Origin of the sequence: Streptomyces sp. CA-111067, assembly GCF_050956065.1 — a bacterium.
Taxonomy (GTDB): domain Bacteria; phylum Actinomycetota; class Actinomycetes; order Streptomycetales; family Streptomycetaceae; genus Actinacidiphila.
Window position 1 is genome coordinate 2,388,907 of the sequence record NZ_CP192103.1, and the last position, 20,093, is coordinate 2,408,999.

16 protein-coding genes and 1 tRNA gene are annotated in these 20,093 nt (G+C 73.6%); 5 read left to right on the forward strand and 12 right to left on the reverse strand.

Going from position 1 to position 20,093, the window contains the following annotated elements; translation table 11 throughout:
• Positions 1-10: 10 nt before the first annotated feature.
• The 6 genes from ACQPW6_RS10380 to ACQPW6_RS10405 form a co-directional block, all read right to left on the reverse strand.
• On the reverse strand, positions 11-2,452 hold the full coding sequence (locus ACQPW6_RS10380) for a ComEC/Rec2 family competence protein (protein ID WP_433889283.1): 2,442 nt from the start codon (positions 2,450-2,452) through the stop codon (positions 11-13).
• A gap of 542 nt (positions 2,453-2,994) precedes the next feature.
• Positions 2,995-3,741, reverse strand: a complete 747-nt coding sequence (locus tag ACQPW6_RS10385; protein ID WP_433889284.1) for a helix-hairpin-helix domain-containing protein — start codon at positions 3,739-3,741, stop codon at positions 2,995-2,997.
• Between the two features lie 376 nt (positions 3,742-4,117).
• Positions 4,118-4,963: a DegV family protein gene (locus tag ACQPW6_RS10390; RefSeq protein WP_433889285.1), complete on the reverse strand. Its 846-nt coding sequence runs from the start codon at positions 4,961-4,963 to the stop codon at positions 4,118-4,120.
• A gap of 199 nt (positions 4,964-5,162) precedes the next feature.
• A complete protein-coding gene (locus ACQPW6_RS10395; protein WP_433889286.1) occupies positions 5,163-5,801 on the reverse strand; it encodes a tetratricopeptide repeat protein in 639 nt (212 codons plus the stop codon).
• 217 nt (positions 5,802-6,018) lie between these two features.
• Positions 6,019-8,910, reverse strand: a complete 2,892-nt coding sequence (gene leuS, locus ACQPW6_RS10400; protein ID WP_433889287.1) for a leucine--tRNA ligase — start codon at positions 8,908-8,910, stop codon at positions 6,019-6,021.
• Positions 8,911-9,205: 295 nt separating this feature from the next.
• A complete protein-coding gene (locus ACQPW6_RS10405; RefSeq protein ID WP_433889288.1) occupies positions 9,206-11,170 on the reverse strand; it encodes a S53 family peptidase in 1,965 nt (654 codons plus the stop codon).
• 286 nt (positions 11,171-11,456) lie between these two features.
• On the opposite strand from ACQPW6_RS10405, the gene ACQPW6_RS10410 reads away from it, so the two are divergent.
• Positions 11,457-12,317, forward strand: coding sequence for a MerR family transcriptional regulator (locus tag ACQPW6_RS10410; protein ID WP_433889289.1), 861 nt, complete (start codon positions 11,457-11,459; stop codon positions 12,315-12,317).
• Between the two features lie 56 nt (positions 12,318-12,373).
• Here ACQPW6_RS10410 and ACQPW6_RS10415 read toward each other — a convergent pair whose 3' ends face one another.
• A complete protein-coding gene (locus ACQPW6_RS10415; RefSeq protein WP_433889290.1) occupies positions 12,374-12,874 on the reverse strand; it encodes a GNAT family N-acetyltransferase in 501 nt (166 codons plus the stop codon).
• Positions 12,875-13,240: 366 nt separating this feature from the next.
• Here ACQPW6_RS10415 and ACQPW6_RS10420 point away from each other — a divergent pair, with 366 nt between their 5' ends.
• Entirely contained in the window at positions 13,241-13,684 is a 444-nt protein-coding gene (locus tag ACQPW6_RS10420) for a GNAT family N-acetyltransferase (protein WP_433889291.1), read from the forward strand.
• Positions 13,685-13,700: 16 nt separating this feature from the next.
• On the opposite strand, the gene ACQPW6_RS10425 is transcribed toward ACQPW6_RS10420, so the two are convergent.
• On the reverse strand, positions 13,701-14,288 hold the full coding sequence (locus tag ACQPW6_RS10425) for a short chain dehydrogenase (protein WP_433889292.1): 588 nt from the start codon (positions 14,286-14,288) through the stop codon (positions 13,701-13,703).
• Positions 14,289-14,466: 178 nt separating this feature from the next.
• Here ACQPW6_RS10425 and ACQPW6_RS10430 point away from each other — a divergent pair, with 178 nt between their 5' ends.
• The gene (locus ACQPW6_RS10430; protein WP_433889293.1) at positions 14,467-14,667 is read left to right on the forward strand and encodes a DUF397 domain-containing protein; all 201 of its coding nucleotides are present in this window, start codon (positions 14,467-14,469) and stop codon (positions 14,665-14,667) included.
• Here the strand turns inward: ACQPW6_RS10430 and add are convergent.
• Positions 14,627-15,679: an adenosine deaminase gene (add, locus tag ACQPW6_RS10435; protein WP_433889294.1), complete on the reverse strand. Its 1,053-nt coding sequence runs from the start codon at positions 15,677-15,679 to the stop codon at positions 14,627-14,629. The two genes, ACQPW6_RS10430 and add, sit on opposite strands and share 41 nt — an antisense overlap.
• Positions 15,680-15,762: 83 nt before the next feature.
• Between add and ACQPW6_RS10440 the strand changes: the two genes are divergently transcribed.
• Complete coding sequence (locus ACQPW6_RS10440) at positions 15,763-16,263, forward strand: hypothetical protein (RefSeq protein WP_433889295.1); 501 nt, start codon at positions 15,763-15,765, stop codon at positions 16,261-16,263.
• 100 nt (positions 16,264-16,363) lie between these two features.
• Here the strand turns inward: ACQPW6_RS10440 and ACQPW6_RS10445 are convergent.
• Positions 16,364-16,436: transfer RNA gene (locus ACQPW6_RS10445), tRNA-Ala, on the reverse strand.
• A gap of 159 nt (positions 16,437-16,595) precedes the next feature.
• Here ACQPW6_RS10445 and ACQPW6_RS10450 point away from each other — a divergent pair.
• Positions 16,596-17,879 (forward strand): glycosyltransferase 87 family protein, encoded by a 1,284-nt coding sequence (locus ACQPW6_RS10450; protein ID WP_433889296.1) that lies wholly within the window; start codon positions 16,596-16,598, stop codon positions 17,877-17,879.
• A 107-nt stretch (positions 17,880-17,986) separates the two neighbouring features.
• Here the strand turns inward: ACQPW6_RS10450 and ACQPW6_RS10455 are convergent, their stop codons facing one another.
• Positions 17,987-18,586, reverse strand: a complete 600-nt coding sequence (locus ACQPW6_RS10455; protein ID WP_433889297.1) for a TetR/AcrR family transcriptional regulator — start codon at positions 18,584-18,586, stop codon at positions 17,987-17,989.
• 24 nt (positions 18,587-18,610) lie between these two features.
• On the reverse strand, positions 18,611-19,918 hold the full coding sequence (locus ACQPW6_RS10460; protein WP_433889298.1) for an MFS transporter: 1,308 nt from the start codon (positions 19,916-19,918) through the stop codon (positions 18,611-18,613).
• Positions 19,919-20,093: the final 175 nt, after the last annotated feature.

Sequence of the window (20,093 nt, forward strand, 5' to 3'; positions counted from 1 at the left end):
AAAGGTTCCTTTACATACCCCCCATGAGTGTGGTGCGCGGCTCGCCGGGCCGGTCCCCCGACACCGCCACCGCCCCGTCGGTGTCCGTCCGCAGCACCACCGCGCCCTCCGCCCGCAGCGCGGCGACCGTCCGGGCGGCCGGGTGCCCGTAGGGGTTCCCCGCGCCGACCGAGATCAGCGCGAGCCGCGGGTGCGCCCGGGCCAGGAACTCCGGGTCCTGGTACGCCGATCCGTGATGCGGGACTTTCAGGATGTCCACCCGGGGCAGGTCGGGCTCCGCGTCCAGCAGCTCCTGCTGGGTGACCGGCTCCAGGTCGCCCATCAGCAGCAGCGTCAGCGGGCCGGTGCGGACCAGCAGCGCGATGCTCGCGTCGTTCGGGTTGTCGTCGGGCAGCGCGGTGGGGTTCGGCGGCGGCCACAGCACCCGCCAGCTCAACGGGCCGACCTGGCGCCGTTCGCCCGCCGCCGCCCGCACCATCGGCACCCCGGCCGCCGCCGCCTCGCGCCGCACGGCGGTGGCCTCGCCCGCCGGTTCGGGCAGCACCGTCGTCTCGATCGCGCCCACCCGGCGGCCCTTGAGCACACCGGGGAGGCCGTCCACGTGGTCGGCGTGGAAGTGGGTCAGGATCAGCAGCGGGATCGCGGTGACCCGCAGCCGGCGCAGGCAGCGGTCGACCCTGGCCGGGTCGGGGCCCGCGTCCACCACCACGGCGCTGCCGGGCCCGGCCGACAGCGCCAGCGCGTCGCCCTGGCCGACGTCGCACATCGCGAACCGCCAGCCGTCCGGCGGGCCGCCGGTGACGAACCGCGGCAGCGGCACGGGGCGCAGCAGCGCCAGCAGCAGGAGCAGCGCGCAGGACGAGCAGAGCCACGGTCTGCGCAGCAGCGGTCGCCAGCAGGCCGCTGCCGCGGCGGTCAGCACCAACAGCAGGACGGCGCCCGGCCAGCCGGCGGGCCAGCCGATCTCGGCGCCGGGCAGCGCGGCGCCGTGCCGGGCCACGGTCGCGATCCACCGGGCGGGCCAGCCCGCGAGCCAGGCGAGCGCGCGGGCCGCCGGCGGCGCGACCGGGGCGACCGCGAGGGCGGCGAACCCCAGGACGGTGGCCGGCCCCACCGCCGGTTCCGCCAGCAGGTTGCAGGGCACCGCGACCAGGCTGAGCCGGGCGGACAGCAGCACGATCACCGGGCCGCAGGCCGCTTGCGCCGCGGCGGCCGCCGCGAGGGCTTCCGCCGTTCTTGGCGGCACTCCTCTGGCGCGCAGCGCCGCGCTCCACCGCGGGGCCAGCGTGAGCAGCGCGCCGGTGGCCAGTACGGACAGCGCGAAGCCGTATGAACGTGCCAGCGAGGGTTCGTAGAGCACCAGCAGCAGTACGGCGCTCGCCAGCGCGGGCAGCAGGGAGCGGCGGCGGCCGGTGGCGATGGCCAGCAGCGTGATCAGGCCGCACGCGGCGGCGCGCAGCACGCTCGGGCTCGGCCGGCAGATCAGGACGAACGTCAGCGTCAGGGCCGCACCGAGGATCGCGGTGAGCCGCAGTGGCAGGCCCAACGCGGCGGCCAGGCCGCGGCGTTCCGCCCTGATCGCCAGGCCGGGCGGCCCGATCAGCAGGATCAGCACGATGGTGAGGTTGGCGCCGCTGACGGCGGTGAGGTGGGAGAGGTCGGTGGCGCGGAAGGCGTCTTTCAGGTCGGGGGCGAGCTGGGAGGTGTCGCCGACGACCAGGCCGGGCAGCAGCTCACGGGCGTCCCGGGGCAGCGGGGCGGCGGCCGTGCGCAGGCCGTCGCGGAGGCGGGCGGCGAGGCGTTGCGGGGTGCTCGGCTGAGCGACGACGCGGGGGGCGCTTCGGGCGCTGAGCAGGGCTGCGGCGTCGTCGGCCGGGGCGGCGCGGGCGGTGAGGCGCACTCGGGTGGAGGGCAGCAGCCGGAGCCAGGACGAGCTGTCGCGCTCGGCCATCACCACGACGGGGGTGCGGACCCGGGTCGTCCGCCCGTGCGGGCCGCCGACAGTCACCCGCACGGCCTCGGCCGGTACGACCACCGTGCGCGGCGCCCGCAGCGCCCCAAGGGTGCGCGGCCGGGCTTCGAACGGATCCCCCGTCACCCGCACCTCGACCTCCGCCACGGCCCGCCGCGCCGCCAGCCCCGGCAACGGCCCCCGCGTCCGGTCGGCGTCGGCCATCACCCCCGCGGCGCCCCCGACGACCCCGCACAGCAAGGTCGCGACCCCCGCCAGCGCGAGCCCCCGCCGCCCCCGCACCACCCACAGCCCGAGGACCACTGCCACCCCCACGACGACCGCGACCCCGATCCCCGCACCCGGCGCCAAGGCCGCGGCCCCCCAGGCGGCAAGCGCGGGCCCCACCATCCGCAGATCAGGCGGCCCCTCGACCCGCGGATTCGACGCCCCGAGCGGCGAGGCAGCCGCCGCATGCACAGCCGCCCGCACATACGGCACCTCCCGATTCCCGGCAAGCCCCAACTCCACGCCGCCCTCGCCCACGGACGCGCGGCTGCCCGCCCCGGTGCCGCGGTTGGACGGGGGGACTGCCCCCGCCCCTTCGGCGGGGCCCGGCCCTGCGGGAACCCCCGGCGCGGACCCCGCCTCCGGCGGCAGAGCTACGGGCACACCCCCGCTGGCGCGAAGCCAGCGCCCCCTGGGCTCGCGGCCGGCCGACTCGGGCGGCCTGACCCCGGCAGGACGCGCGCCACCCGCGCCCCGCCCGGGCCCAACGCCCCCGCGCACACGCGGACTGACGCCCCGGACCCGTCGCACGGGTCGCGCCGCGCCCGGGCGTCGGCGGGTGACCGGTGGGTCGGGCTGGGTGGCTCCCGGCTCATCAGCGTCCTGCGGGGCCCGCGTACCTGCTGGGCGACCGTCGAGCGCTTCGGCGCTGGTCGGCATCGCCGACCCACGATTCAGGGCGTGTCGCCTCCTGTTCGGGCGGGGGCCCGGGGCTTTCCTGGCGGGTGGGCGGCGCTGGTTGGGGGTGGGCGGGGTCATGGGTGGACCAGGGGCTGGAGGGTGGCGAATTTGGCGGGGCCGATGCCGGGGACCTGGCGGAGTTGGGTCAGGGAGGTGAAGCCGCCGTGTTGGGTGCGGAAGTCGATGATGTGCTGGGCCAGGACCGGGCCCACTCCGGGGAGGGCGTCCAGTTGGGGGGCGGTCGCCGAGCTCAGGCTCAGGGGGGTGGTGGCGCCGGGGGACGATGCTGGGTCGGGTGGGGGTGCGCCTGGGGGTGGGGTGATGCCTACCAGGAGTTGTTCGCCGTCGGTCAGGGGGCGGGCGAGGTTGAGGGACGTCGTGTCGGTGCCCGGGAGCGGGCCGCCCGCCGCGGTCAAGGCGTCGGCGACCCGGGAGCCCGCGGGCAGCCGGCGCAGGCCCGGTTTGGCGACCTTGCCGCTGACGTCGATGGTCAGCCGGGGCTTCGCGGCGGGCGGGGACGCGGCTCGCGGCGGCTCCGTGATCGGGCGCCCGGTCGCCACCGGCGGCATCCGCACCGTACGGGGCCGTCCCGCCCAGTAGTGCTGCACGGCCAGCCCGCCGCCCACCACCAGGACCACCGCGAGGGCGATCACCGTCCTGAACTCCAGCCCGCAGCGCACGAACAGCCACGTCCGCAGCCGCCCGACCGGCCCCCTCGCCGCAGGCGGCGCCCCCGGCACCTCCGGACGCCCCGCCGTCTCCTCCCTGAGCATCGACCCCCGCGCGCTCGCCGCCCCCGGCACCTTCGAAGACGCCGGCACCTCCTCCCGGTCCTCCCGGTCCTCCCCGAGCGGCACCCCCGGCGCGCCCACCCCACCCGCCAGCGTCCCGCCGGGAAAAAGCGCCTCCGCCCGCGCCCTGACCGCCGCTCTCCGCCGCGCCCGCGCGCCGGCCCGGCCGCCGGCCCGGCCGCCGGCCGAAGCCCGGACCCCAGTCCCGACCCGGACGTCAGCCCCGGCCCCGGCCCCGGCCAAGCCGCCGCCCCGGCCGTCACCCGGCCCCTCCACATACCTCGGTGCGATCTTCGACGCGTTCATAACGCCGATCCTGAGCCACCCGGCCGCCAAAAGATGATCTTGGTCGGTTCCTGTGGACAACCCTCGCCCTGTGGATAACTTCGTCACCCGCCAGGGTGAATCAGAGCGGCGACACCACGACCCCGAGCAGCCCGGGCCCCGCGTGCGCGCCGATCACCGCGCCCACCTCGCTCACCACCAGCTCGTCGAGGCCGGGCACCCGCTCCCGCAGCCGGTCCGCCAGTGCCGCAGCCCGGTCCGCCGACGCCAGGTGGTGCACGGCGAGCGCCACCCGCCTCGTGCCGGCCCGTTCCACGGCGATCTCCTCAAGCCGGGTGATCGCCTTCGACGCCGTACGCACCTTCTCCAGCAGTTCGATCCGGCCGTCCGCGAGCTGGAGCAGCGGCTTCATCGCCAGCGCCGAGCCGAACAGCGCCTGCGCCGCGCCGATCCGGCCGCCCCGGCGCAGATAGTCGAGCGTGTCGACATAGAAGTAAGCGGACATCTCCGCCGCCCGCCGCTCCGCCGCCGCCACCGCCTCCTCCGCCGTGCCGCCCGACTCCGCCGCCAGCGCTGCCGCCAGCACGGTGAAACCCAGCGCCATCGCGACCATTCCGGTGTCCACCACGAGCACCGGCACCGGCGCGTCCTTCGCCGCGACCGTCGCCGCGTCGTACGTACCCGAGAAGTCGGCGGACAGGTGCAGGGAGACGATCGAGTCCGCGCCGGCCGCCGCCGCGGCCTTGTAGACGGAGTCGAACTCGGCCGGTCCTGGCCGCGAGGTGGTCACCGGATCGCGCTGCCGCAGCGCCCGCGCGACGGCCGGGGCGGAGATCTCGGTGCCCTCCTCAAGAGCCTCGTCGCCGATCACCACGGTCAGCGGAACGACCGAGATACGGTGCCGGGTCAGTGCGTCCTGGCCCAGGTAGGCCGTGGAATCCGTGACGATGGCGACATGCGGGGACATGAGCGGGAGGTTACCGGGGCGCAGGTCGCGACGACACTCGGACCCTCGGCGCCGCGCGCCGCCCGGCCCGGCACAGAGCCTCCCGCAGAGAGCGCCAGGCCGCCCCGGCCGGGTACGCAGCCACCCGCACGGCTACCCGCAAAAGGGGCCCGGCCGCCCCGGCGACCCGTCCGGGCAACCGGGAGCCCGCGGGCCGCCCCTACTCCCCCGACGCCCTCAGCTTCCGGTACGGCGAGGGCCCAGGCGGCGCCTCCGGCGCCCGGCCCGGATGCCCCTGCCGGCCCGGCCCGTCCACCGGTGCCCAGTGCCGCAGCGCCTCCGCCTCCAGGTCGATCGCCCGGCTCAGCTCGGCCAGATCGTCGTCAGCGGTGTGCCGCGCCCGGTCCTGCGTGGCCCAGCGCAGCGCGTCCGCGGAGTGGGTGACGCGGCCGACCCGTTCGGACAGGTCGGGCAGGCGCTCGGCGATCCGCGAACGGTCCGGCTCGGCCTCAAGGATCTTCAGCTCGCCGTCCAGCGCGCGGGCGTGGTCGTTGAGCCGGCTCAGCAGCGTGCCGGCCTCGGCGAGCGAGGCGTCGTGCGGGTCGGCGGCGTCGAGCGCCCTGCCCGTGCTATCGATCGCGTTGCGCAGGTCGAGCCGCAGTTGGGCCAGTTGGCCGGCCGCGCCCGGCATCGCGTACCGCCTGGCCTTGATCTGGGTGTCCTCGACCATCCGGCGGGCCTGCGCGGTGCTGCGCGCGACGCCCCGCTTGACGGCTCGTACCGTCCGGACGGTCGCGACGGCGGCGAGCGCGGCGAAGATCAGGAAGAGGAGCAGCACGATGATGCCGACGGTCTCCACAGGTGCTCCTCGGTCGCGTCTCGGCGGGCGGCGGACAACCCCTCTCTCCACCGTAGCCGCAACGACCCACCCGGGGGACCCGGCAGATCCCCCAACGTCCCCCTAAGGGCCCGGGGCCGAATCGCCCCGGCTCCGGGCCCGACCCCCCGGCCCCGCACCGGGCCCCGGCCGCGCGCGACCCGGGGCCCGGCCGCCTCAGGCCACGGTCGCGTCAACCTCACACCACGATATTGACCAGCTTCGGCGCCCGCACGATCACCTTCCGCACCGCCGCCCCGCCCAGCGCGGCGACGACCGCCGGGTCGGCCAGCGCCTGCGCCTCCAGCTCCGCCTCGGAGATCGTCGGCGGCACCTCCAGCCGGGCCTTGACCTTGCCCTTGATCTGGACGACGCAGACCACCGCCGGGTCCTGCGCCAGCTCCGGGTCGGCGACCGGGAAGGGCTGGTGCACCAGCGACTCGGTGTGGCCCAGCCGTCGCCACAGCTCCTCGGCGATGTGCGGGGCCAGCGGCGCGACCAGCAGCACCAGCGGCTCGGCGATCGAGCGCGGCACCGGGCCGCCCGCCTTGGTCAGGTGGTTGTTCAGCTCGGTGATCTTGGCGACGGCGGTGTTGAAGCGCAGGCCCGCCATGTCGCCGGCCACGCCCTGGATCGCCTGGTGCAGCGCGCGCAGCGTCTCCTCGGCCGGCTCGGCGTCGGTGACGGTGACCTCGCCGGTGGCCTCGTCCACCACGTTGCGCCACAGCCGTTGCAGCAGCCGGTACTGGCCGACGACCGCGCGGGTGTCCCACGGCCTGGACACGTCCAGCGGGCCCATCGCCATCTCGTACAGCCGCAGCGTGTCGGCGCCGTACTCCGCGCAGATCTCGTCCGGAGTCACCGCGTTCTTCAGCGACTTGCCCATCTTGCCCAGCACCCGGGAGACCTTCTCGCCCTGGTGGAAGTAGCCGCCGTCGCGCTCCTCCACCTCGGCCGCGGGCACCGCGAACCCGCGCGCGTCGCGGTAGACGAACGCCTGGATCATGCCCTGGTTGTACAGCTTGTGGAACGGCTCGAAGGACGAGATGTGCCCCAGGTCGTACAGCACCTTGTGCCAGAAACGGGCGTACAGCAGGTGCAGTACGGCGTGCTCCGAGCCGCCGACGTACAGGTCGACGCCGCCGGCGGCCTGCCCGTCGCGCGGGCCCATCCAGTACGCCTCGATGTCCGGGTCGACCAGCCGCTCGGTGTTGAACGGGTCCAGGTAGCGCAGCTCGTACCAGCACGAACCGGCCCAGTTGGGCATGGTGTTGGTCTCGCGCCGGTACGTGCGGACGCCGTTGCCGTCGCCCAGGTCCAGTTCGACGTCGACCCAGCCCGGGTTGCGGGACAGCGGCGGCTCGGGCGAGGTGTCCGCGTCGTCCGGGTCGAACGTGCGCGGGCTGTAGTCGTCCACCTCGGGCAGCTCGACCGGCAGCATCGAGTCGGGCAGCGCGTGCGGCACGCCGTCCTCGTCGTAGACGATCGGGAACGGCTCGCCCCAGTACCGCTGCCGGCTGAACAGCCAGTCGCGCAGCCGGTAGTTGACCGTGCCCTCGCCGACGCCGTGCTCGACCAGCCAGTCGGTGATGGCGGCCTTGGCCTCGACCACGCCCAGACCGTCCAGCGACAGCCCGGAGCCGGTGGAGTTGACGATCTTGGCTTCGTACGAGGCGAAGGCGTCGTCCCAGGTGGCCGGGTCGGTGCCGCGGCCGTCGGTGGGCTCGACCACGCAGCGCATCGGCAGTTCGAAGGCGCGGGCGAAGGCGAAGTCGCGGCTGTCGTGGGCGGGGACGGCCATGATCGCGCCGGTGCCGTAGCCGATCAGCACGTAGTCGGCGATGAACACCGGGACGGGCTCGCCGCTGACCGGGTTGACCGCGAACGCGCCGGTGAACACGCCGGTCTTGTCCTTGGCCTCGGCCTGCCGCTCGACGTCGGACTTCGACGCGGCCTGCTTGCGGTACGCGGCCACCGCGTCGGCGGGCGTCGGGTAGCCGCCGGTCCACACCTCGTGGGTGCCCTCGGGCCAGGCGGCCGGGACGATCGACTCGACCAGCTCGTGCTCCGGCGCCAGCACCATGTAGGTGGCGCCGAACAGGGTGTCCTGGCGGGTGGTGAAGACGGTGATCGCGTGCTCGCCGCCGCCCTCGCCGGCAGCACCGCGTACCGGGAAGTCCACCCGGGCGCCCTCGCTGCGCCCGATCCAGTTCCGCTGCTGCTGCTTGATCGCCTCGGGCCAGTCCAGCAGGTCCAGGTCGTCGGCCAGCCGGTCGGCGTACGCGGTGATCCGCATCTTCCACTGCAGCAGGTCGGCCTTGAAGACCGGGAAGTCGCCGCGCTCGGAGCGGCCGTCGGCGGTGACCTCCTCGTTGGCCAGGACGGTGCCCAGGCCCGGCGCCCAGTTGACCGGCGACTTGGCGGCGTAGGCCAGCCGGTGGCCGCTCAGCACCTCGGCGCGCTCGGGCCCGGTCAGCTCGGACCAGGCGCGGCCGTCGGGAGTGGGCCGGCTGCCGTCGGCGAACTGGGCGACCAGCTCGTCGATCGGGCGGGCCCGGCCGGCCTCGGTGTCGTACCAGGAGTTGTAGATCTGCAGGAAGATCCACTGCGTCCAGCGGTAGTAGCCGGGGTCGATGGTGGCGAACGAGCGGCGCTTGTCGTGGCCCAGGCCCAGCCGGCGCAGCTGCGCCTTCATCGTGACCATGTTGGCCTCGGTGGACACCCGCGGGTGGGTGCCGGTCTGCACGGCGTACTGCTCGGCGGGCAGCCCGAACGCGTCGAAGCCCAGGGTGTGCAGCACGTTGTGGCCGGCCATCCGCTGGAAGCGGGCGAAGGCGTCGGTGGCGATGTAGCCCAGCGGGTGGCCGACGTGCAGTCCGGCGCCCGAGGGGTACGGGAACATGTCCATGATGAACGTCTTGGGGCGCGCGGCCAGCTCCGGGTCGCCGGCCAGCTCGCCGCTGGGGTTGGGCGCGGCGAAGGTGCCGTGCGCGTCCCAGTAGTCCTGCCAGCGGTCCTCGATGTCGGCGGCCATCGCGGCCGTGTAGCGGTGGGGTGCGGCCGTCTCGGTGGCCGGTGGGGTGTCGCTCATCGTCCTCGGTACTCCATCGCTGTCATGACGGCCGCATCGCCGGAGCGCCGTGTGCCGTCCGCCTGCCCGCGGAGACAAAAAAACCCCTCGCACAGGAGGGGTGCCGCACCGACGTGGGTCGTGGTCAGTGCGGCTCGCTAAGCAGGAGGCTCACGGATCGCATGGGGCGAGTTTACCGCAGCGGGTACGGGGCCCGCACCGAGGATCGCTCCCCGGTACGGGCCCCGTCACTCACACGGGTTCCGCGTCGGCGCTGTTCCGCGTCAGCGGCATCCGGCCTCAGCGGCGATTCGCGTCAGCGGCCCTTCGCCGGCTTGTACGACTTGACGTAGTCCTTGCCCGGCGAGCCGACGCCGGTCACGTTGTCGTAGCCGACGGTCGCGGACAGGGTGCTGTCCAGACCGAAGCTGCGCAGCGACGTGATCAGGCCGTCGGAGGCGTCGGTGCTGTTCGCGAAGTCCACTCGGACGTTGGCGATGCCCTGGCCCTGGCCCAGCGGGTGGTCGGTCACGTCGTGGTACGCGGACGTGCCGTACTTGTCGTAGATGCCCGGGTTGGCGAAGCCGATCGGGATCCCGCCGCGGGCCTGCTCGGCGAGTGCCTGCACACCGGCGATCACCGGCGAGGCCAGCGAGGTGCCGCCGAGGCGGTACTCGTTGTACTTCGCGGTGCCGTCAGGGAACGTCATCGTCTCGCCGACCAGGAAGCCGGTGGTCGGGTCGGCCACCGCGGCGATGTCGGGCTCGACGCGCATCTTGGTGGTGCCGCCGTTGGCCAGCGAGAGCGAGTCGGGAACGACGCCGCGCTGGTAGTACGGCTGCGCGTACGTCTTGCTGGTGCCGCCGCCGGCGCCGGAGGTGAACGGACCGGGGAAGCCGGCCCAGCTCTTGCCGTCGTCCGACAGCGGGGCGCGCTTGGTGCCCCAGCCGGTCTCCCACAGGTACTTGTCGTTCTTGCCGACGGCCAGCGAGGTGCCGCCGACCGAGGTCACCCAGTCGGAGTTGGCCGGGGTGTTGACGTCCTTGACGCCGCCGCTGATGACGTCGTCGCCGTCGTCACCGGAGGAGAAGTAGAAGCCGATGCCCTCGACCGCGCCCTGCTGGAAGATCTGGTCGTAGGCCGCCGCCAGCTCGGGAGTCTGGTTGGCCTCCACGTCACCCCAGGAGTTGGTGACGATGGTGGCGAGCCGGCCGTCCACGACGGTGCTCAGCGAGTCCATCAGGTCGTCGTCGAAGCAGGACTTGGCGCCGACGTAGACGATGTTCGCGTCGGGCGCCACCGCGTGCACCGACTCGACGTCGAGCGACTCCTCGCCGTACCAGCCGGAGGCGCCGCACTCGTCGACGCTGTTGTAGCCGTCGGCTTCCGGCACGACCTGGGTGAGCTGGCCCTTGCGGTACTTCTGCCCGCCGGTGTCCTTGGCCAGCTTCGCGCTGTCCGAGGCGATGTTCGGCGAGGCGTAGGCGTCGGTGATCGCGACGGTGACGCCCTTGCCGGTGTACTTGCCGGCGCCGTAGGCGGCACGCAGCTCGTCGCCGGCGTATCCCTTGATCGTGTACGGGGCCTTGCTGCCGTACGCCGAGGGAAGCTTCTTGTCGGTGTTCGAACCGTAGTAGGTCGAGAACGGGCCGGAGTTGACGAACGCGTCCTCCGGCGGCGGCAGGGTCTCGTCGTGGGTGGCCATCCGGGGGGCGTTGTCCAGGCCGCTGACCGCGAGGACGGCGCCGTTCAGGTCGGACGGCGCGGAGGCCGTGCCGGTCGGGGCGTGGTAGGTGTGGCCCGACTTGGCGTAGTTGTGCAGCTGGGTGCCGAACGCCTTCTCGGCGGCGGACACCTGGCCGCTGACGGTCAGGTAGTGCCTGCTGGTGCCGGTCACCTTCAGGCCGGAGGAGTTCAGCCAGTGGGTGACCGCCGCGATCTGCGCCTTGGTGGCGCCGTAGCGGGACTCGGCCTGAGCGGCGGTCAGGTAGTGACCGTAGGCGGCCGAGCTGGGGTCGGAGACGGCCTTCGCGTAGGCGGCGAGGCCCTTGGCGTCCCGTCCCGCGAGGTACACGCGGACGGTCACCTTGCTGGAGTCGGACGTGGAGCCCTTGTCCGCCTGGGCGGTGGCCCAGGCCGGCTTGGTGCCCGACAGCAGCTGACGTCCGCTCGGTTGGTCGGCCGTTGCGGACTGCGCGCCGAGGACGAGGGCGCCGGCCACCAGTGGCAGCGCTGCGGTGGCCACCAGTGCGGCGCGGGTTCTCTTGCGCTCAAATCTCATGAAACCCCCATGCGAAGCGAGTTGTCGCGTGAAGCGGTGTCGCCGCTATGCGTACGCGCCGTACCGCAGAGCGATACTCTTTCGCTGATCAGTTCATGCCAGGGGTACGATTTCCCCAAGAGCAGGTCAAGTAACCGTCCGTGGCGGGTCTGGCCGCGAGGTTTGCACGGGTCCGAACCAATTGACGCTAGCAGCGGTGAAGTTGTCCGGGGAAGACCGCCTTCCGCTTGTCGGCCCGGAGTCCGGCCTTGACCCTCAGGCCGCCTGAGGCGGCACGCTTTTCCCCGTGGACACCAGGAACCTGCTGCCGATAGGGCAGTTCGCCCAGGCCACCGGTCTTTCGGTGACGGCACTGCGGCACTACGACGCGGTCGGCGTGCTGACGCCGACCGCCACAGATCCGGTGAGCGGCTACCGGCACTACGCGCGCGAGCAGGTGGACACCGCTCAGCTCATCCGATCGCTGCGGCAGTTGGACATCCCGGTGGACGACATCCGGGAACTGCTGCGGCGCCGCGCCGAAGGCGGTGACGCCGCCGGCATCGCCGCCGAACTCCACGCCCGCGTAAGAGCCGCCGAGCAGCGGGTGGACGCGCAGCGTGCGCTGCTGCGCGGGCTGATCCCGCGCCTGTCAGAAGGAGTGGACATGAGTCACGACATCACCCTCGAACGCCGCCGTCCGGTCCGTGCGCTCGCCTGCCGGGGGTCGGTGACCCTGGACGGCTTCGTGCCGTTCATGGACCGCAGCTTCCAGACCCTCTACACGGTCGCCGGGCGCGGCCCCCTGCAGTTCGACCAGCCCGCCTTCACGCTCTTCCACGGCCGGCTGGAGGAGGAGGCCGCCACCGAGATCGAGGCGTGCCTGCCGTACGCGCCGGACTCGGCGCAGCCGGGGGATCTGCCGGACGGCGTGTACCTGGTCCAGTTGGACGAGACGCCGTTCGCCGGCACGCTGGTGGAGGGTCCGGACGCCGCCTACCCGGCGATCCTGACCGCGTACGACGCGGTGGCGTCGTGGATCTCCTCCCACGGCTTCGACTTCGCGGGCCCGGCCCAGGAGACCTACCACCGCTGGACGGGCCGGTTCGGCGCCCCGGGGAACCGGCTGCTGGTGGGGTGGGCGGTTCGGGACGGCGCGGAGGGCTGAGGGCGGGGCGGTCCGCTCTGCGGCGGGCGGCCCGGTCCTGCCGCCGGGCGGGGCGCTCAGCCGGCGGCGTCCGGCAGCGCCAGCCACTCCTGCCAGGTCAGGTCGCGGCCGACGTACCGCGCCCGGGTGAACGGCCAGTCCTCGGCGATCCAGCGCGGCACCAACTCGTCCAGACCGGACTGGACCTCGGTGCCGACCTGGTCGTCCACCACCCACCACGAGATCTCGGCGTCGGCGCCCGCCTTCTCCGGGGGGTCGATGTAGACGCAGCCGAGCAGCGCCGTCTCGGCGCGGTCGAACAACGCGTAGTTGAACGACTGGTGGGCCGCGATCTCCGCTTCGTGCCTGAGCAGGTCCGCGCGGTCCTCCTCCTCGGTCATGTCAGCGGCCGGCCATCCCCACGCCTCGCCGTAGACCGCCCACAACCGCTCGCGCGAGCCCATCACCGCCGGGTAGTCGATCGCGGTGTCGGCACCGGTGATCGGCCGCAGATGATGCCGCCCACCCGGCAGGGCCACGAACACGGGGTGCACGAACCCGACAGGCAACCAGTCCATACCGCCCACCCTACCGACGTCGCCCCCGGTCACCCCGAGGGGCACGGGCGCGACAAGCGCAGGCCCCGGTTACCCCAGGGGCGCGGGCCCGCACCTCACAGCGGCTGCCGCCGCACGGGCGCGACTAGCGCAGGCCCCGGTCACCCCAGGGGCGCGGGCCCGCACCTCACAGCGGCTGCCGCCGCACGGGCGCGACAAGCGCAGGCCCCGGTTACCCCAGGGGCGCGGGGAACTGCGCGACAAGCCGCAGCGGGCCGGCACCCCGCCACCGGCGCCAGCGGGGCAGTTGCTGTCGCAGCCGGGCCGCCGGGCCGGTGGTGGCCGGGGTTCACAGCCGTCCGCGCCGGAGGCGGTAGCGTTCGGATCATGAGCGCTGATGTCGACGTGCGGGTCGTCCGCGAAGCCGATGACCAGATCGTCGCCGCGCTCGGGCGGCTGCTGCCGCAACTGTCGTCCGGCGCGCAGCCGTTGGACGCGGCAGCGGTGGAGGCGCTGCTCGCGGCGGACGCACTGACCGTGCTGGCGGCCAGCGTCGGCGGCCGGATCGTCGGCACCCTGACGCTCGTGGTGTTCACGCTGCCGACCGGCGTGCGGGCCAGGATCGAGGACGTGGTCGTGGACGACGCCGCCCGCGGCCGGGGCGTCGGCGCCGAACTCACCCGTACGGCGCTCACGTTGGCCGAGGCGTCCGGCGCCCGCACCGTCGATCTCACCTCCCGGCCGTCCCGCGAGGCCGCGAACCGCCTCTACCAGCGGGCCGGCTTCCGGCTGCGCGACTCCAACGTCTACCGGTTCACGTTCGGCGAATAGCCGGGGCCCCGGCGGGTCACGGCCGGGCGATCTCACCCCGGGCGGCGCCCTCCACCAACCGGACGTAGGCGCGGGCCACTTCGGCGGCCGGGGTGCCGCCCTCGGCGGGTTCGCCGAGCGCCTCCAGAGTCTCGCTGATCCAGCCGGGGCTGACCAGGTTGAGCCGCAGGCCGCGCGGCAGTTCGGCGGCGGCGTTGCGGACGAAGCCCTCAAGGGCGGAGTTGACCAGGGCGCCCAGTGAACCGCCGGGGAGCGGGGTGGCGAAAGTGCCGCCGGTCAGCGTGACGGAGCCGCCGTCCCGCAGCCGCGCGAGCGCCCGGCGGGCCAGCCCGACCTGCCCGAACAGCTTCCCCTGGGCCCCGTCGGCCAACTCCTGGTCGGTGACCGTCGCCAGATCCACCAGCGGCCCGCTCGCGGCGCAGCACACCACCGCGTCCAGTTCGCCGACGGCGTCGAACAGCGTGTCCAGCGTGCCGGGATCCGCCAGATCCGCCCGCAGCCGGCCGCTGCTGCGCGAGGCGCCGATCACCTCATGGGCACCTTCGAGCGCGCTGACGACCGCGCGGCCGACGGTCCCGGTTGCTCCGAGAACGAGTACCTTCACCCGGCCGATCATGCCACCGGCCGCCGCCGTCGCCGCGACCTCGCGTTCTTGACCGGCGCCCCACCCGTCACGGAGAGTTGTTCGTGAATCAACCTTGAGTACCGGCGCCCCGGCGGGTCAGAATGCCCTGCGGGCAGAAATCGATCAACTGGCGTGACGACAGCGGGAGATGGACACGATGGATCTGACTTCGGCCCAGTGGCGCAAGTCCTCGTACAGCAGCCCCAACGGCCAGTGCGTGGAGCTGGCGCGCACCCCGGACCAGGTCGCCGTGCGCGACAGCAAGAACCCGGACGGGGCGGCGCTGCTGTTCAGCGCGTCCGAATTCCGCGCGTTCCTCAGCGGGGTGGCGGCGGGCGGGTTCGACCAGCCCCGCTAGAGCGGGGGTTGCCGGCGTCTTCGGCTTCGAGCCAGGCGTCGATGCGGGCGACCGCTTCCTCCGCTGCGGCCGCGGGCGCCCCGGAGGACCGGACCGATGTGCGGGCGACGGCGGCGAGTTGGGCGTCGGTGAGGGCGAGGACGCTGCGGGCGGTCTCGTACTCGTCCAGCAGCCCGGCGCCGAACAGGAGCGGGTCGTCGGCGTTGAGGGTGCAGCGGACACCGGCTTCCAGCAGCAGCGGCAGCGGGTGGGCGGCCATGGACGGCACGACGCCCAGCGCCACGTTGGAGGTCGGGCAGACGTCCAGCACCACGCCTTCCCGCGCGAGGCGCGCGACGAGGGCGGGTTCCTCGACGGCCCGCACGCCGTGCGCGATCCGCCGCGCGCCGAGCCGGTCAACGGCGGCCCGGACGCTTGCCGGACCGGCGAGTTCACCCGCGTGCGGGGCGGGGATGAGCCCGGCGCGCCGGGCGATGCCGAACGCTTCGGCGAACGGCTCCGGGCCGTATTGCGACTCGTCCCCCGCCAGCCCGAACGCGACCACCCCGTCGCCCGCCCGGTCGGCGGCGAGGCGAGCGGTTTCGACGGCCTCCGCGGGAGCCCCGTTGCGCCGCGCGTACACCAGCACGCCGAACCCGACACCGAGCCGGGCGCCCGCACGGCGGCCCTCACCGATCACCGCGTCGAGGAGTTCGAGCGCCGCGCGGGGATCGTCCTCATAGGTCAGCGGATTGAAATGCGGCTCGACCCACACGGCCCCGTCCGCGGCGGCATCCTCGACCACCTCCCGCACCACCCGCATGAGGTTCTCCCGGGGCCCGTCCCGCACCAGCCGAGCCGCCGCCCCATACACCCCGAGAAAGTCCCCGAACGTCCCGAACCCCCCGCCGGCCAGCCCCCTCCCACCGGCCAACTCGTCAAAGGTCGCCCCCCGCATGGCCCCCTCAAGGTGCACATGCAGATGCGCTTTCGGCAGCCCCACCAACTCCCGCACGCCCCGCACCCTACCCACCGGCCCAGCCGCCAACCTCGGAGAAGAGGCAATGCACCTCGCACATCCGGAACGTTCGGTAGGGATCGGAAGTTGAAGAGACCGTGATCACCGGGATGGACCACGTCGTCCTCGTTCAGGGACCGGCCGCCGCCGTGGTGGAGCGGTTCCTCGGGTCGTGGCTCAGCCGCTGGCCCGCACTTCGGTGCGCTTCCGCCGACGAAGGCTCGGACGGGGTGTTCTCGCCGTGGGTTCCCGGCCGCGTCGGGACATCCACCGACAGCAGCGGTCTCCTCATCTCTCGCGACGAGGAGATGGAAGCGCACTGGGACATGTCCGGCTACACCCTCGACGAGCGAGGCGAAGGCCCGCTGGCCCTCTACCACCAACCGGCAGGGTGGCAGTCGCTCACGATGGTCCCCCGCGAAGATCCGTACCCTGGTGCCGGCTTCGGGTACGAGCCGTACGACATCACGGTCGTAGGTGCGGGGCTGCATCTCTTCACGCTGGTCACCCCCGACGACAGCGCCTTCACCCGCGCGGCACTGGCCACGCTGATCGACTCTGCCGACGCTCCCGCTCCCCCGGCAAACCCCGTGCCCTGACGCCCCCGGCCGGCCGTCTCTGCGAGGCGGAGCCGAGCCCGGAAATGAGGAGGGCGAAGGGGCTCGCGCGTGGTGCGAGCACACTTCGCCCTCTTACTTGTGGAGCTACGGGGAATTGAACCCCGGACCTCTTGCATGCCATGCAAGCGCTCTACCAACTGAGCTACAGCCCCGCGTACGGGTGTGGTGTCGGGCCGTTTCCGGTGGTGACTTGGGATACTTTACACGGCTCCTGGGGCGGTTCGCCAAGTGGAATTCGGGGCGCTCCGGGGGCGCGACCTCGGGGTTCCGGGGTGGCCGGGCGAGTGGTGAGAGCTGAGGGAGTCGCCTACGTGGGTGCTGGGCGGCGGTGGGTGACGGCGGCGGGCTTGCTCGGGTGCCTGGGGTCGTTCGCGGGGGTGTGGCTCGCGCAGCGGGCCGCGCATGTGTCGATGATCGACCTGATGGTGTACCGCGCGGAGGGCTGGACCGTGCGCGGCGGCGGCGATCTGTACGCCATGCGGGCCACCGACGCGCGGCTGCCGACGACCTACCCGCCGTTCGCCGCCCTGCTGTTCGCGCCGCTGAGCCGGCTGCCGACCGGGGTGATGCGGGCCGGGGCGACGGCCGCGAACCTCGGGCTCGTGCTGGCGCTGGCCGCCCTGTCGCTGCGGCTGGTGGGGCGGCGGAGCCCGACGGCGGTGCTCGTGGTCGCGGCCGTCGCCGTGTGGTGCGAGCCGGTGTGGACGACGCTCGGGAACGGGCAGGTGAACCTGCTGCTCGCGGTGCTCGTGCTGTGGGACCTGACCAGGCCCCCGGCGCACCGCTGGGCCGGCGTCGGGATCGGGCTGGCCGCCGGGATCAAGCTGACGCCCGCGCTGTTCGCCGTGCTGCTGGCCCTCGCCGGCCTGCTGTCCCGCCGCCCGAGAACCCAGGCCGGGGCCGCCGGCCACCCCCTGTACGCCCGCCGCGCCCTCACCGCCGCCACCACCTTCACCGCCACCGCCGCCCTCGCCGCCGCCGCGCTCCCCTACGACTCCCGCCGCTACTGGACGAGCGTCGTCTTCACCCCCGACCGGGTCGGCTTCGGCGAGGACACCGCCAACCAGTCGCTGCGCGGCGTCGCCGCCCGCCTGGAGCACACCGGCGACCCGGGCACGCTGTGGGTGCTGGCCGCGCTCGTCGTGGGATGCGCCGGGCTGGCCGTCGCGGTCGGCGCGCTGCTGGCCGGGGACCGGCTGCCGAACGGGGCGGCGTGGGCGGCGGTGGCCTGCGCGATCACGGCGCTGCTGGTCAGCCCGGTGTCCTGGTCGCACCACTGGGTGTGGGCGGTGCCGATGGTGGTGCTGCTCGGCGCGGAGGCGGTACGCCGCCGGTCCGGCCGGTGGGCCTGCGGGGCGGCGGCGGCAGGGCTGCCGTTCTGCGCGTACCTGCCCTGGCAGGTCCCGCACGGCGCCAGCCGGCCCGAACTGCGGCAGGGCGCCGCCGAGATGGTCCTCTCAGCCGGCTACCCGCTGGCCGGCCTGGCCTTCCTGACGGTGACGGGCCGCCTGGCCTACCGCGCGCTCCGCCCCCCACCCACCGGTCCGGGCCCGACAACCACCGCACCGGCCCGCACCTTCGTGTCACGGAACTGACCGGCCCGAGGCCGTTCACCGCCCGCCCGCCCGCCAAACCCGAAACCGTTCACCGCCCGGCCCGGCAGGCCCGAAACCGCTCGCGGCCCGCCCCCGCCAGAATGCTCCTACCGCTCCCCCGCCACCGCCGCGTCGATGAGCGCGGTCGCCATCGCCCTCGACGTCTCGCCGGCCGCCACGTTGTGGTCCATCCGGACCGCGATGGTGGCACCGTCGTAGATGAACTGAAGCTGCCGGCCGAGCGCCTCGGGGTCGGCGGCGCCGGCGTCCTCCGCGAGTCGGGTGAACAGGCCGCGCAGCCAGCCGCGGTAGTTGTCGGACGCCTGCTCGACCAGGCCGCCGGGGACGGCCTCCGCGCTCGCGCTGATGAACGCGCAGCCGTGGTAGTCGGGGTCGCCGAAGGTGGCCGACTGCGCTTCGAAGACGGCGAGCAGCCGGTCCCTCGGGGCGTCGTACGAATCGACCGCGCGGGTGATCCTGGCGCTGATGTTCTCGTGCCGTCGCTCCAGGTACGCCTGCACCAACTGCTCTTTGCCGCCGAAGGTGTTGTACAGCGACGCCTTCGCCACGCCCGCGTGCTCGATGATCCGGTCGATGCCGACGCTCCGCACGCCCTCGGCGTAGAAGAGCTCGTTCGCGGCGGTGAGCAGCCGCTCGCGCGCCGACGGCTTCGCCGGGTGCGCGGGCGTGTGCTGGGCTGTCTCCATGACGTCCATCCTTTCCCTGACAGCTCAGAGCCGGGTGTGCTCGACAGCGGGACGGCCGCCGCGCAGCAGCCCGAGCAGGGCGAGCGCGGCCAGGACGATCACCGCGATGCCGTACTCCTGGGCGGTGGCGGTCAGCCCGCCTGCGTGGACGACCAGGAAGCCGGCGGCCACGGCGGGCACGCCCATTCCCAGGTACGACACCACGAACAGGAACGAGAGTACGCCGGAGGACTCGTGCGGCGCGGCCAGCGGCATGACGGTCCTGATGCCGCCCTGGAACCCGCTGCCGAAGCCGACTCCGGCGATCGCCGTGCCGATGAAGAAGCCGGTCGGCGAGGAGTCGGTGATCGCCACGAGGGTGACGGCGACCCCGGCGATCAGTGCCAGCACGCCGGTCAGCATCACCGTACGGGCCGACGCCCGGCGCAGCACCAGCACCGAGACCGCGGCGACGCCGGCCAGGATGAACAGGCTCAGGCCGCCCAGCACTTCGGAGCTCGAACCGGTCAACTGCCGGGCCAGCGACGGGCCGAGCGAGCCGTAGAGCCCGGCCAGCGCCCAGACCGCGAAGAGGACGGGCGCGGCGACCAGCACCGGCATCCGCACCGCCCGCGGCAGCTTGATCTCCGGCACCAGGCTGGCGAGCGCGCCGCGCTTGGGGGTGACCGTCTCGGCCATCACCAGCACCGCCACGGCCTGGACGGCGAACACCCCGAGCAGCACCAGGTAGATCAGGTGGGTGGGCGCGGGCAGGAACTGCACGAAGACACCGGAGACCAGTGCGCCGGTCGCGGTGCCGAAGCCGGGCACGACGGCGTTGGTGATGGTGCCGCGCGGCCGGTCGATGTCCATCATCCCGGCGCCGATCGCGCCGAGCGCGGCTCCGGTGGACAGGCCCTGGATGATCCGGGCGATCATCAGCTCGGGCACGCCGCCGGCGGTGGCGAAGACGACCATCGAGGCCGCCGTCGCGGTCAGCGACACCAGCAGCACCGGCCGCCGCCCGACGTGGTCGGAGAGCTTGCCCATGGTCAGCAGCCCGGACAGCACCGCGACCGCGTAGACGCCGAAGACCACGGTGGTGGTGATCGGGCTGAAGCCCCATTCGGCCTGGTAGACGGCGTAGAGCGGGGTGGGGGCGCTGGAGGCGGCCAGGAACGAGATGGTGATGGAAGCGAGTACGTAGAGGGCCACGTTCGGCGGCAGCCGCCGTCCGCGCGCGGCCCGCGGTATGCGGGCCCCTTCCGCGATGGGGCCGGCCGGGGCCTGAGTACGCCCCGGGGCGGCGGCCGGCTCGGTTCGCCGAGCGCGGACCGTCGAGAGATTCTCCATGACCATTCCCCGTCCAAAGATTGGGTAGACCGGTCTGTCTAGCACGAGATATGAGAGTAGACAGACCGGTCTACTCATGTCAAACGCAGACGGCTCCTGCCGGCTGTGATCCCGCGCACGGCGGCCCCGGGCGAAGTTCATGAATCCTCAACATTCCGTGACCGGATACCGGGTT